The 12,573-nt window shown below is 74.5% G+C and carries 10 protein-coding genes and 1 pseudogene; 4 read left to right on the forward strand and 7 right to left on the reverse strand.

Annotated features, from left to right (window positions below):
* Window positions 1–360 precede the first annotated feature (360 nt).
* Both ACI792_RS15190 and ACI792_RS15195 read right to left on the reverse strand, forming a co-directional pair.
* The gene (locus tag ACI792_RS15190; protein ID WP_456603323.1) at window positions 361–990 is read right to left on the reverse strand and encodes an alpha-ketoglutarate-dependent dioxygenase AlkB; all 630 of its coding nucleotides are present in this window, start codon (window positions 988–990) and stop codon (window positions 361–363) included.
* Window positions 991–1,043: 53 nt separating this feature from the next.
* The gene (locus ACI792_RS15195) at window positions 1,044–3,266 is read right to left on the reverse strand and encodes a DEAD/DEAH box helicase (protein ID WP_456582762.1); all 2,223 of its coding nucleotides are present in this window, start codon (window positions 3,264–3,266) and stop codon (window positions 1,044–1,046) included.
* Between the two features lie 79 nt (window positions 3,267–3,345).
* Here ACI792_RS15195 and ACI792_RS15200 point away from each other — a divergent pair, with 79 nt between their 5' ends.
* Complete coding sequence (locus ACI792_RS15200) at window positions 3,346–4,191, forward strand: PHP domain-containing protein (protein WP_456603324.1); 846 nt, start codon at window positions 3,346–3,348, stop codon at window positions 4,189–4,191.
* A gap of 4 nt (window positions 4,192–4,195) precedes the next feature.
* On the opposite strand, the gene ACI792_RS15205 is transcribed toward ACI792_RS15200, so the two are convergent.
* Complete coding sequence (locus ACI792_RS15205; protein WP_456603325.1) at window positions 4,196–5,359, reverse strand: benzoate/H(+) symporter BenE family transporter; 1,164 nt, start codon at window positions 5,357–5,359, stop codon at window positions 4,196–4,198.
* A 104-nt stretch (window positions 5,360–5,463) separates the two neighbouring features.
* On the opposite strand from ACI792_RS15205, the gene ACI792_RS15210 reads away from it, so the two are divergent.
* Window positions 5,464–5,994 (forward strand): N-acetyltransferase family protein, encoded by a 531-nt coding sequence (locus ACI792_RS15210; RefSeq protein WP_456603326.1) that lies wholly within the window; start codon window positions 5,464–5,466, stop codon window positions 5,992–5,994.
* A gap of 6 nt (window positions 5,995–6,000) precedes the next feature.
* Here ACI792_RS15210 and ACI792_RS15215 read toward each other — a convergent pair whose 3' ends face one another.
* Both ACI792_RS15215 and ACI792_RS15220 read right to left on the reverse strand, forming a co-directional pair.
* Complete coding sequence (locus ACI792_RS15215) at window positions 6,001–6,825, reverse strand: ATP-binding protein (protein ID WP_456603327.1); 825 nt, start codon at window positions 6,823–6,825, stop codon at window positions 6,001–6,003.
* 175 nt (window positions 6,826–7,000) lie between these two features.
* Window positions 7,001–8,275: pseudogene (locus tag ACI792_RS15220) on the reverse strand (histidine kinase dimerization/phospho-acceptor domain-containing protein); the annotation flags it as partial.
* Between ACI792_RS15220 and ACI792_RS15225 the strand changes: the two are divergent.
* Together ACI792_RS15225 and bar are read left to right on the forward strand one after the other, a co-directional pair.
* Window positions 8,165–9,118, forward strand: a complete 954-nt coding sequence (locus tag ACI792_RS15225; RefSeq protein WP_456603328.1) for a carbamate kinase — start codon at window positions 8,165–8,167, stop codon at window positions 9,116–9,118. The pseudogene ACI792_RS15220 and the gene ACI792_RS15225 sit on opposite strands and share 111 nt — an antisense overlap.
* Window positions 9,119–9,129: 11 nt before the next feature.
* Window positions 9,130–10,233, forward strand: a complete 1,104-nt coding sequence (bar, locus tag ACI792_RS15230; RefSeq protein WP_456603329.1) for a barbiturase — start codon at window positions 9,130–9,132, stop codon at window positions 10,231–10,233.
* 170 nt (window positions 10,234–10,403) lie between these two features.
* Here bar and ACI792_RS15235 read toward each other — a convergent pair whose 3' ends face one another.
* The gene (locus ACI792_RS15235; protein ID WP_456603330.1) at window positions 10,404–12,098 is read right to left on the reverse strand and encodes a signal peptidase I; all 1,695 of its coding nucleotides are present in this window, start codon (window positions 12,096–12,098) and stop codon (window positions 10,404–10,406) included.
* Between the two features lie 62 nt (window positions 12,099–12,160).
* Entirely contained in the window at window positions 12,161–12,562 is a 402-nt protein-coding gene (locus ACI792_RS15240) for a hypothetical protein (RefSeq protein WP_456603331.1), read from the reverse strand.
* Between the last annotated feature and the right edge of the window lie 11 nt (window positions 12,563–12,573).

Consider the following 12,573-nt stretch of genomic DNA (forward strand, 5'->3'; position numbering starts at 1 on the left):
GCGAGCTGACACTCGCGATATCAATCAACCAAAGGAATCCCAGCCACGACCACAAGAATCGCGGCACGGGGTATTACTTGGCACTGACTTTCGGCACGCTGTTGAGTTCTCAAGGAGCGGACGCGCAAGAAGTCCGGCCAATTTCTTGGCCCTCGTCCTAGGCGGTTTCCCCACTGTACACCGAGTTCCGCAGCAGCTCGCCCTCAGGGGCTCCGCCGGCGGTTTCCCAGGCCTCGCGGCCCGGTCCGTTCTCGCTCGGTGCATGGAGAACGATACACGCTCTGGAGGGGGGTCTGCAGGGGGGGTCCCTCGGTCGCCTCCGAAGCCCCCCGAGCCGCGTCGTTCCGGGCCTTCCGGGGCTCAGGCGACCCCGCGGGGGCGGAACTGGACGCTCACCCGGGGACCGACCGGCTTCGTCGTCTTCGGGATGCAGTGCTCCCACGTGCGCTGGCACGAGCCGCCCATGACGACCAGGTCGCCGTGGCCCAAGGGGAAGCGCAGCGACTCCCCGCCCCCGACCGGGCGCAGCAGCAACGGGCGGGGTGAGCCGAAGGAGACGATGGCGACCATCGTGTCCGCCGACCGGCCGCGGCCGATGCGGTCGCCGTGCCAGGCCACGCTGTCCCGCCCGTCCCGGTAGAGGCACATGCCGGCGGTGACGAAGGGTTCGCCCAGTTCCGGCAGGTAGTGACGGTTCAGCAGGTCGCGGGCGTCGGTGAGCAGCGGGTGCGGCAGCGGCTCGTGACCGGAGTACCACCGGAGGAGCCGCGGAACGGCGACCTCCCGCTCGTACATCTGGCGGCGGTCCGCCCGCCAGCCGATGTCGCCCAGCAGCACCTCGAGCACCTCGTCCGAGCCGGTCACCCAACCCGGGAGATGGTCGACCCAGGCGCCGGCAGACAGCCGGTGCCGGACGACGTGCCCGGCGAGGGGCGTGACCGCGGCCTCTTCGGCGAGGTCCCACATCGAGGGCTGGTGCGCCACGTGCATGCCGGCACGCTACCCCGACTTTTCGCACATGTGTGCGAAAACCTGTGGAGAACTCAGGCGGTGAGAGCCAGGGCGAACGGGAGCACGGCGACCGCACCCGCCCGGCGCAGCTCCCGGCCGGCGACCGTCATGGTCCAGCGCGAGTCGGCCAGGTCGTCGACGAGCAGGACCGGCCCGGTCACCTCCGCCAGCCGGGCGCGCAGCTCCGGGCCCACGGCGATGCGGTCCCAGACCGCGGCCAGCCGGAACGCGCTGTTGCCACCAGGCTGTCCCGTCGGCCCGCCGTGGGCGAGCGAGAGCTCGCCGAGGTAGGGCAGCCGCCCCATCCGGGCCAGGCCCTGCGCGACGCCGTCCACCAGCTGCGGACGGCGTCGCGACGGCATCGCCACCACGGCCGCCGGGCGCTCCGCCCAGTCCCAGGCGGCGAGCACCCGGCCGCAGGCCCGCAGGAGCTCCTCGTCCGGCGGCACGTCGGAGACCGACCGGCGCACCGGGACGTCGAAGGCGGCGTCCGGGTCCTCCTCGATGCTCGGCGCCTCGAGGTCGAGCTCGACGACCCCGCCGACGCCGTCGTCACCGAGGAGGGAGCGCAGCCGCTGACCCCAGCCGAGGTCGGTGAGCCGGGCGACGGCGCGGCCGGTCTGCAGCTGCTCCCCGGGCGCGATCTTGCCCTTGACGTCGACACCGAGCCGGTCGGCGCCGGTCGGCCACATCGCGCGGGGCGCCAGCTCCACACCGGGCCGGTCGAGCGCGGCCGACGCCGCCTCGGACGCCGCCTCGGGCACGTCGGTCGCGTACCAGGGGCCCGCGCAGACGTCGCAGCGGCCACAGGGGGACGCCGTCGGGTCGTCGAGCGCGGACTGCAGGAAAGCCATGCGGCACTCGGCCTCGTCGACGGGCTTGGCGTAGGCGAGCATCGCCCGCTGCTCGGCCTCCCGGGTGCGGGTGACCCGGGCATAGCGGTCGGCGTCGTAGACCCACGGCCGCCCGGTGGACCGCCACCCGCCCTGCACGCGCTCGACCGCGCCGTCGACGGCGAGCACCTTGAGCAGCAGCTCGAGCCGCGAGCGGCGGACGTCGGCGACCGTCTCCAGCCGCGCCACCGACCAGGCCTTGCCGTCCGCCATGGCGGTGAGCACCGCGGCCGCGTGGTCCTCCCGCGGCATGGAGGAGGTGGCGAACCACTGCCAGATGGCGATGTCCTCGGGCCCGGGCAGCAGCAGGACGTCGGCGTGCTCGACGGCGCGGCCCGCGCGGCCGACCTGCTGGTAGTAGCTGACCGGCGACGATGGCGCACCCAGGTGGACGACGAAGCCGAGATCGGGCTTGTCGAAGCCCATGCCGAGCGCGGAGGTGGCGACCAGCGCCTTCACCCGGTTCTCCCGCAGCGCCTCCTCGGCGTCCTTGCGGTCGGCGTCGTCGAGGCGGCCGGTGTAGGCGCGCACCTCGTGGCCGGCGTCGCGCAGCAGGTTCGCCGTCTCCTCCGCCGCCGCCACCGTGAGCGTGTAGACGATGCCGCTGCCCGGGAGGTCGCCGAGGTGCGCGGCGAGCCAGGCCAGGCGCGCGCGGTCCGACGGCAGGCGCAGCACCCCGAGCCGCAGGGAGTCCCGGGAGAGCGGGCCGCGGACCGTGGTCACCTCGACCCCGCCGGCGCCCAGCTGCTCGGCGACGTCCTCCACCACCCGCTCGTTGGCGGTCGCGGTGGTCGCCAGCACCGGCGTCCCCGTGGGCAGGGTGCCCAGCAGGTCGCGGATGCGGCGGTAGTCGGGCCGGAAGTCGTGCCCCCAGTCGGAGACGCAGTGCGCCTCGTCGACCACGACCAGGCCGCACCGGGCGACCAGGCCCGGCAGCTGCTCCTCGCGGAAGCGCGGGTTGGTCAGCCGCTCGGGGGAGACGAGCAGGACGTCGACGTCGTCGGCGGCCAGGCGGGCGGCGATGTCGTCCCACTCGGTCATGTTGGCGCTGGAGATCTCGACCGCCCGGATGCCGGCGCGGGCCGCCGCCGCCACCTGGTCGCGCATGAGCGCCAGCAGCGGCGACACCAGGAGCGTCGGCCCGGCGCCGCGGCGGCGCAGCAGCGCGGTGGACACGAAGTACACCGCGGACTTGCCCCAGCCGGTGCGCTGGACGACCAGCGCGCGCTGGGAGCGCTCCACCAGCGCGGCCACCGCGGCGTCCTGCCCCTCGCGGAAGACGGCGTCGGGACGGCCGGTGAGCTCCCGGAGGATCTCCAGGGCCTCGTCGGCGATCGAGGACGGCGGTGCGGCGGTGCTCATGGCGACGACAGTAGGCACGACCAGGGACGGAACGGGTGGCCGCGCGCCACCTGGGGACGGCGGGGAGAATCCACAGGCGATGGCAAGGGACAGGGCACACCAGGGGCAGCTGCCGCCCGACAACCACGTGCACACCCACTGGTCGTGGGACACGCCCGACTCGTCGACCATGCGCAGGGCCTGCGAGCGGGCGATCGCCCAGGGGCTGCCGGCGGTCGCGTTCACCGAGCACCTGGACTTCACCGTCTGGCACGACGAGGACCGGGCGACCGCCGAGGGGCTGGTCGACCGCCACCCGGCCCACCAGCTGCCCATCGACGTCGAGGGGTACTTCGCCGAGCTGGCCGAGGTGCGCGACCGGTTCCCTGAGCTGCGCATCTGGTCGGGCGTCGAGACCGGCGAGCCGCACCTCTTCGCCGCCAGCATCGCCCGCCACCTCGAGGACTCCCCCGTCGACCGGATCCTGGGCTCGCTGCACTCGCTGACCGACGAAGGGCGGCTGGTCGGGGTGGGGCGGCTGCTGCACGTCGACGCCGACGCGACCATGCGCCGCTACCTCGGCGAGATGGTCGGGATGATCGAGAGCAGCGACGTCTTCCAGGTGCTCGCCCACGTGGACTTCCCGCGGCGCTACTGGCCCGGCGGCAGCCACCGGTACGTCGAGAAGGACTACGAGGAGGAGTACCGGGCGGTCTTCCGGGCCCTCGCCGGCAGCGGCCGCGCGCTGGAGATCAACACCAGCAGCCCGCTGGCGTCGGCCGACCAGGTGCGCTGGTTCCACGAGGCCGGCGGCGAGGCGGTCAGCTTCGGCAGCGACGCGCACGCGCCCGCCCCCGTCGGGCAGAAGTTCGACCTCGCCGTCGCCGTCGCGGAGGCCGCCGGCTTCCGGCCCGGGCGCGACCGCTTCGACTTCTGGCGCCGCTGAGGGATCAGGCGACGGCCGGCGCCGGCCGGTACCAGGCCCAGAAGGCCAGGCCGACGACGAGCGACCAGAACGCCGATCCGATGCCGCCCACGGTGACGCCGCTGATCGCCACGAGGAAGGTGGCGACGACGGGGATCCGGTCCTCCGCCCGCGCGAGCGCCCCGCTCAGCGAGGCAGCCAGCACCGGCCACAGCGCCAGCCCCGCGGCCGCCGCGACGAAGCCGGCGGGCGCCGTGACCACGAGCGCGGCGACGGCGGCCGAGACCAGCGCGAAACCGACGTAGGCCAGGCCCGCGGTCCGCGCGGCCAGGTAGCGGCGCGCCGGGTCGGCGTCCGCCTCCGGGCCGGCGGCGAGGGCGGCGCTGATGGCGGCCAGGTTGACCGCGTGGCCGCCGAACGGGGCGCCGAGCACCGTCCCGGCGCCGGTCACCGCCATGGCCGACCGCCAGGGCGCCCGGTACCCGTAGGCGGCCAGCACCGCCATGCCCGGCACGTTCTGCGAGGCCATGGTCACCACGAACAGGGGCAGCGCCAGCCCGAGCACGGCCGTGGAGGTGAAGTCCGGTGTCGTCCACTCCAGGGCCGGGACGAGCGCGGACACCTCGACCCCGCCCTCGCGGTGGGCGAGCACCCCGATGATGCCGAGGGTGACGGCAAACGCGGCCGGCACCGCCCAGCGCGCGGAGAACCGCAGCAGCAGCGCCCAGACGAGGACGACGGGCACCACCAGCCACGGCATCTCCAGCGCGGACCGGACCGGCTCCAGGCACAGCGGGACGAGGACGCCGGCCAGCATCGCCTGGGCCAGCACCGGCGGGATGGCCGCGATCGCGCCGCCCAGCCGGGGCCACGCCGCGGTGAGCAGGACGAGCGCGCCGACCACCACGAAGGCGGCGACGGCCACCTCCCAGGAGGGCGCGGAGGCCGTCGCCAGCAGCGCGGCGCCGGGCGTGGACCAGGCCACGGTGATCGGCATGCGGGTCCGCTGGGCCAGCAGCACGGTGGCCAGCCCCATCGCGAGCGAGAGGACGACCAGGCCCGAGGCCGCCTGCCCCGGGGTGGCGCCGACCGCCCGGAGCCCGGTCAGCACGACCGCGAAGGAGCTGAGGAACCCGACGAGCGCCGTCACCAGCCCCGCGACAGTCGTCGAGGAGGGGGCGGCAGGCACGGCGCGGGACGGTAGCCCAGCGGCCCCGGGCGCCCCGCCCTCGGCGGGCCGAGGTGGCCGACCTCACGCCCGCGCGAGGACGCACCGGGCCTACGTTGCTGATCATGGGCCTCGCTCCGACCGTCCGGGACGCCACCGTGGCCGATGCCGCGGCCTGCGCGGCGATCTACGCGCCCTACGTCACGGGTACGGCGATCACCTTCGAGACGGAGCCGCCGACGGCCGAGCAGATGGCCGGTCGGATCGCCGCGGCCCTGCGCACGCACGCCTGGCTGGTGCTCGAGGACGACGGCGGCGTCGTCGGGTACGCCTACGCCGGGCCGTACAAGGAGCGCGCCGCCTACCGGTGGTCCTGCGAGGTCAGCGTCTACCTGGCCGAGGGCCGAGGACGGCGCGGGGGCGGGCGCGCGCTCTACGCCGCCCTCTTCGAGCGGCTCGCCCGGCGCGGCTACCGCACCGCGATCGCCGGCATGACCCTGCCGAACGAGCCCAGCGAGGGGCTGCACGCGGCGATGGGCTTCGAGCCGATCGGCACCTACCGGCGGATCGGGTGGAAGCACGGCCGGTGGCGGGACGTGCTGTGGGCGCAGCGGCCGCTGGGCCCCTACGACGAGGACCCGGCCGAGCCCGCCTGACCGTGCTCAGACCCGGGCGGGGAGGCCGTCGAGCAGGGTCCGCAGCTGCGCCCGGCGGACCGGCTTGGTCAGCACGCCCTGCATCCCGGCCCGCAGGCAGGTGGCCCGCTCCTCCTCGGCGGTGGCGGCCGTGAGCGCGAGAAGCGTCGTCCCGGCCGCGGGGCCGGGCAGGCCGCGGATGGCCCGCGCCGCCTCCGGACCCGACATGCGGGGCATCTGCATGTCCAGCAGGACGAGGTCGAAGTCCCCGAGCTCCACGGCCCGCACGGCCTCCTCGCCGTCCCCGACGGTGACGACGTCGGCGCCCTCGGCGCGCAGCAGCGCCTCGGCGACGCGCAGGTTGATGTCGTTGTCGTCGGCGACCAGCACCCGGATCCCGCGGAGCGGGGCGGCCGGGGTGGTGCCGGCGGGTGGGGCGGCGAGCTCCGGCGCGGGCGCCGGGGCGTCCGGCCGCGCGGCCGCGGCGGGCAGGTCGACGACCAGGGTGAACAGCGAGCCGGCGCCGGGCCTGCTGACGACGTCGATCCGCCCGCCCATGAGCTCCACGATCTGCCGGCTCAGGGCCAGCCCGAGCCCGGTCCCCCCGGCCCGGGCCCCCTGGGCGCCCTGGGTGAACGGCCGGAACAGCCGGTCGATCTCGTCGGGCTCCATGCCGGGGCCGGTGTCCCGGACCGACAGCCGGAGGCGGACCGTCGACCCGGTGGCGCAGCTGTCGGTGCGGACGGCGACGTCCACCCGGCCGCGCTCGGTGAACTTCAGCGCGTTCCCGACGAGATTCATGACGACCTGGCGCAGCCGCACGGGGGTCGCCGACGACCACGGGGTGGTCACCGGCCGCGACGACGAGGTCCAGCCCCTTCCGGTGGGCCAGCGGGGCCAGCGCCGTCACGACCTCGGTGGCGACGTCGCCCGGCCGCAGCTCGCGTTCGGCGAGGGTGACCGAGGTGGTCTCGGCCTTGGACAGGTCCAGGACGTCGTTGAGCAGCGCCATCAGGGACTCACCCGAGCTGCGGGCGAGCTGCACGTACTCCGCCTGCCGCGGGTCGAGCGAGCCGAGGGTGAGCGCCTCGAGCATGCCGAGGACGCCGTTGAGCGGGGTGCGGATCTCGTGGCTGGCGGCGGCCAGGAACGCCGTCTTCGCACGGGTCGCGGCCAGCGCCTGGTCGCGCGCCGCGGCGAGCTCGCGGGCGGCGGCGCGCTCCCCCGTCACGTCCTTCATGGCGACGACGGCCCCGAGCAGGCGACCGGAGCTGTCCCGCATCGCCGCGCCGTCGCAGCGCAGGGTACGCGCCTCGCGGTCGGCCGGGCGGATGACGAGGGTCGCGTCGTGCACCCCGCCCTCGCGCAGCGCGCGGAACAGCGGGATGCGCCCGGCCGGCATCGGCGTCACGCCGTCGGTCTCGAAGAGCGAGTAGGCGACGGCCTGCTGCTCCTCGTCCAGCCCGGCGTCCTCCGCCAGCCCGTGGAAGTCGCGGGACGCCCGGTTGAACAGGGTGAGGCGCCCCTCGGCGTCGCAGGCCACCACGCCGACGTCGATGCTCTCCAGCAGGGCCGCGGTCAGCGCGCCGCGCCGCTCCGCCTCGCGGACCAGCCGCCCCTGCTCGAACAGGGCCACCGCCTGCGCGGCGAGGTCCTCGAGCGCCGAGATCTGAGCCGGGGACATGCGGCCCGGCTCCTCGTCGAACACGCAGAGGCTGCCGAGCACCCGGCCGTCGGGCAGCTCCAGCGGTGCCGACGCGTAGAGGCGGATGGAGCCCGACCGGCCGTCGACCCACGGGTTGACCGCGAAGACGGGCTCGAGCGTGGCGTCGGGCACGTACCGCAGCGACTCGTCGCGCTGCGCGTAGTAGCACATGGACGACCGGACATCGGTCCGGCCGCCCTCGAAGCCCACGGAACCCACGCCGTGCTGGAAGCACTCGTCGAGCAGGTTCACCACCGCGTTCGGGACGCCGCAGACCGTGGCGGCGACCCGCGTCACCGCACGCAGCTGCTCGTGCGGAGCGTCGTCCGGCAACCCGTACTCGGCGAGCAGGTCCTGCGCGGGGGTGGCCGTCGGCGGGACGGGGTGCGGCGTCACCCTGCCCTTGTCGGCGTCCGGGGACAGGTCCTTGAACACCTCCCCCACAACTACTTCACCGCTAAGGAAAATGCGGCTAGGGTCCCCGGGGTGACGTCGACGCGCGTGGTGATCGCCCTCGGCGGCAACGCCATGACCGGCGCCGACGGCTCCGCCACGCCGGAGGCCCAGCGCGGCGCGATCCGGGAGGCCGCCGGGCACGTCGCCGAGGTGGTCGCCGCCGGTGTCCAGGTGGTGCTCACGCACGGCAACGGGCCCCAGGTCGGCAACCTGCTCGTCAAGAACGAGCTGGCCGCGCACGAGGTGCCGCCCGTCCCGCTGGACTGGAACGTCGCGCAGACCCAGGCCACGATCGGGTTCACCGTCGCCGACGAGCTCGACGCCGCCCTCGCCGCACGCGGCCTCGCCCAGCGCACCGCGGCACTGGTCACCCGCACCCTCGTCGACGCCGACGACCCGCACTTCGCCGAGCCCTCCAAGCCGGTCGGCCGCTTCCTGCCCCGCGAGCGGGCGGAACGGTTCGTCTCGCTCGGGCAGCGGTGGGAGGACCGCGGGGAGAAGGGCTGGCGGCGCGTCGTCGCCTCCCCCGAACCGCTGGCCGTCGTCGACTCCCCCGCCATCCACGCCCTGGCCGCGGCGGGGTTCGTCGTCGTCTGCGCCGGCGGTGGCGGCATCCCGGTGGTCGACGACCACGTGGACGGGCACGCGCTGCGCGGCGTGGAGGCGGTCATCGACAAGGACCTGACCGCCGCGATCCTCGCCCGTGACGTCGACGCCGACACCCTGGTGATCGCCACCGACGTCCCGAACGTGATGGTCGACTTCGGGACGCCCGACCAGCGCCCCCTGGGCCGGGTCACCGCCGCCGAGCTGCGGGAGCTCGCCGAGGCCGGGCAGTTCGCCCGCGGCTCGATGGGCCCCAAGGTCGAGGCGGCCCTACGTTTCGTGGAGGCAGGCGGAACGCGCGCCGTCATCACCTCGCTCGACCACATCGCCGACGCCGTCCGTGGCGACGACGCCGGCACCGTCCTCACCTCCTCCTGAAGGGAATGCGCATGCCCGCACCGATCGAGGTCCGCAAGGTCCCGCTGCACAACGTCAGCGACGCCTCCGAGCTCGCCAAGCTCATCGACGACGGCGTGATGGACGCCGACCGCGTCGTCGCCGTCATCGGCAAGACCGAGGGCAACGGCGGGATCAACGACTACACGCGGATCATCGCCGACCGCGCCTTCCGCGAGGTGCTGCTCGAGAAGGGCTCGCGGAGCAAGGAGGAGGTCGGTGACATCCCCATCGTGTGGTCCGGCGGCACCGACGGCGTCATCAGCCCGCACGCCACGATCTTCGCCACGCTGCCCGAGGACGCGGTCGAGAAGACCGACGAGCCGCGGCTGACCGTCGGCTACGCGATGAGCGACGTCCTGCTGCCCGAGGACATCGGCCGCGTCGCGATGGTGGAGAAGGTCGCCGAGGGCGTGAAGAAGGCGATGGCGGCCGCCGGCATCACCGACCCGGCCGACGTCCACTACGTGCAGACGAAGACGCCGCTGCTGACGATCGACACGATCCGCGACGCCCACCAGCGCGGGGAGACGACGATCCTGGAGGAGCCGCACGGCTCGATGGACATCTCCAACGGCACGACGGCACTGGGGATCGCGGTGGCGCTCGGCGAGATCGAGATGCCGACGCAGGAGCAGATCATGCGGGACCTTTCCCTGTACTCCTCCGTCGCCTCGTGCTCGTCGGGCGTGGAGCTGGACCGGGCGCAGATCGTCGTCGTCGGCAACGCCCGCGGCCACGGCGGTAGCTACCGCGTGGGCCACTCGGTCATGAAGGACGCGCTGGACCAGGACGGCATCTGGGCCGCGATCCGCGACGCCGGCCTGGAGCTGCCCGAGCGGCCGCACCACACCGATCTGGGCGACCGGCTGGTCAACGTCTTCCTCAAGTGCGAGGCCTCGCCCGACGGCAAGGTGCGCGGGCGGCGCAACGCGATGCTCGACGACTCCGACGTCTCGTGGCACCGCCAGATCAAGGCGTGCGTCGGTGGCGTGACGGCGTCGGTGACCGGCGACCCGGCGGTCTTCGTCTCGGTGGCCGCGGTGCACCAGGGCCCGTCCGGCGGCGGTCCGGTCGCCGCGATCGTCAAGGCGTGACGACAGCCCCGGGAGCCCCGGGAGCCCCGCAGCGAGGGGCGAGCGGGGAGCGGACCGGGGCGCGGAGTCGCGCCACGAGCGAGGCGTAAGAGCCCACAGCACGACTTCGGGGAAGCGGGGGTCCGGACGGCGGTCCGGAGCCCTGCTTCCCCGAAGTCGTCCCCGGGGCCTCAGGCCAGGAGGCCGGGCAGGCCGGTCGGGAGGGGCGCGGTGAGGTCCTCGTCCGCGGCCGGACGCCGTCCCGGGGTCGGCGCCGGCACCGGCGGCCGCGCGCGGCGCCCCGCACCACCCGGGACGACGAAGCGGTAGGTGGCGTCCACGTCCCGGACGGCGAAGACGTCGCCGTCCGGGCCGGCGTGGTGCAGGACGACGGTGTCGAACCGCTCGGCGACCCGACGCAGGGAGTCCGCGTCGGAAACGTCGATGACCGTGCCGCCCGGGCCGAGGCCGGCCACCGGCACGATCCGGTCGGCGTGCCGCACGAGGAACTCGTCGGCCGCGTCACCGGGGCCTGCCCGGCCGAGCAGCGTCCCGATGCCGGCGACGAGCAGCGCGAGCGCCAGCACGACGAGGGCCAGGCCGCGGGCGAGCCCGATGGGGACCGACAGCGCGAGGACGTCGAACGAGCGCGGCCCGACCGTCGTCACCGGCACCGACGTCGGGGTCAGCGTGGAGAGCACGGTCTCGGGGTCTCCGGCCAGGCGCAGGGCCGTCGGGTCGAGCGCGAAGTCCAGGCCGGCCGGGGAGCCCGCCTCGAAAGCGGTGCCGCGTGTGGTGCCGGAGAGCGCCACGGTAGGGGTGACGGTCAGCGTCGCGGAGCTGCCGGAGACGCCGACCTCGGCGTAGTGCCGGGCCAGCACCTCCGCGGCGCGGGCGGCGTCGACGTCGACCGACGCCGTCGCGAGGCCGTCGGCGAAACCGACGACCGGGCCGCTGTCCAGGTAGGTGCTCCAGCCGTCGGCGGCCGTCATGGTGACGTCGAGGCGCAGGGCGCCCTGGAGGTGGGCGAGGTCGGGACCGGTGACGGTGCCCTCGTAGGAGACGGCCAGGCCGGTGGACAGCTTGGTCCAGACGGTGTCGCCGGTCGCCACCGCCCCGTCCGGGTAGGTGGTGCCGCGCTCGGCGGTCCCGGTGTAGGAGAAGCGCCCCTGCTGGGTGACCGTGGCCGGCTCCTCGACCGTCTCGGTGCCGGGGAGGAGGTGCAGGGCGCCGGCACCGAGGGCGGCGACCAGGGCGACGGCCGCGGCGGTCAGCGCCACCTGCCGGGCGCGTGCCCGGACGATCATCGGCACGGAGCCACCGGCGACGCGGGGCAGCGAGACCGCCGGCGCGGAGAAGGCCGGCAGGGAGAACGACGGCGTACGCAGGGCGGGCAGCCGGCGGCGGAGCGCGCGGGCACGGTGGCCGCCGCCCCTGCGCCGGGTCGCGGAGAGGACCAGCGAGGTCGCGACGCCCACGGCTCCGAGCACCCACGGGGAACCGATCGCCTCGAGCGCCGTGCCGCCCTGCGGGATGCGCACGAGCAGCCGGCCGAGGATCTCCTCCTGCGTCGGGCGGTCCTCGTCGAGCCAGTCGTTGTTGTCGCCCTGGGTCACGAAGCCCTCGGCGTCCGCCGCGACGATGCGGTGCATGACGATCGTGCCGAGCGACTCGCTCTCGTAGGCGACGACGTCACCGACCGAGTAGGACCCGGCCCTGCTGAGGACGGCCAGGTCACCGGCAGAAAACCCGGGTTCCATGCTCTGCCCGAAGGTGGTCACGTACGTCGTGCCACCGCCCAGGCCCTGCGGCCAGAACAGCCACACGGTCGCGAGCACCAGCGCGACGACGGCGCTGGTGCTCGCGACTCGTGACGCGGCGGTCATGTCAAGGCACCGATCGGGATCTCGGGCGAGGCGACCCGAGGCCGCCTCGACCAGGCGGACTGCTAGTTCGAGGTGACCGTGAGGGCCGTCTTGTCGAACGCGGTGAAATCAACAGCGGCGTCGAGCACGCACGTGACCAGGTACGGCGCGCTGGTGCCCGAAGGGGAGCACACCGACGTGCTGCCCGGCGTCACGACGTCGGGCTCACCGGAGGTGAGCGTCATCACCGCGTCCATGCTGCTGGTGTCCTGGCCCACCGTGAAGACGACGCTGGCGAGCTTCGTCGCGTCCGATGCCGGGTTGTAGGCGATGTTGCTGACGGCCACACCGGTCGCCGTCATCTCCCCGTAGCCGGCGACGTTGTTGTCGACGCCGGTGAAGTTGTTGCTGGCGGTGAAGGCGGAGGTGGTGGCGGCGACGCCGGCGACCGCGACACCGGCGAGCAGAACGCGCGACAGGCGCATGGCAGTGATCC

It is taken from the genome of Blastococcus sp. SYSU DS0669 (assembly GCF_054050895.1).

What these genes read in the sequence shown, in the direction of transcription:
- ACI792_RS15190 (WP_456603323.1), bottom strand. Translation starts at nt 990, where the DNA reads ATGCACGTGGCGCACCAGCCCTCGATGTGGGACCTCGCCGAAGAGGCC.
- ACI792_RS15195 (WP_456582762.1), bottom strand. Translation starts at nt 3,266, where the DNA reads ATGAGCACCGCCGCACCGCCGTCCTCGATCGCCGACGAGGCCCTGGAG.
- ACI792_RS15200 (WP_456603324.1), top strand. Translation starts at nt 3,346, where the DNA reads ATGGCAAGGGACAGGGCACACCAGGGGCAGCTGCCGCCCGACAACCAC.
- ACI792_RS15210 (WP_456603326.1), top strand. Translation starts at nt 5,464, where the DNA reads ATGGGCCTCGCTCCGACCGTCCGGGACGCCACCGTGGCCGATGCCGCG.
- bar (WP_456603329.1), top strand. Translation starts at nt 9,130, where the DNA reads ATGCCCGCACCGATCGAGGTCCGCAAGGTCCCGCTGCACAACGTCAGC.
- ACI792_RS15235 (WP_456603330.1), bottom strand. Translation starts at nt 12,098, where the DNA reads ATGACCGCCGCGTCACGAGTCGCGAGCACCAGCGCCGTCGTCGCGCTG.
- ACI792_RS15240 (WP_456603331.1), bottom strand. Translation starts at nt 12,562, where the DNA reads ATGCGCCTGTCGCGCGTTCTGCTCGCCGGTGTCGCGGTCGCCGGCGTC.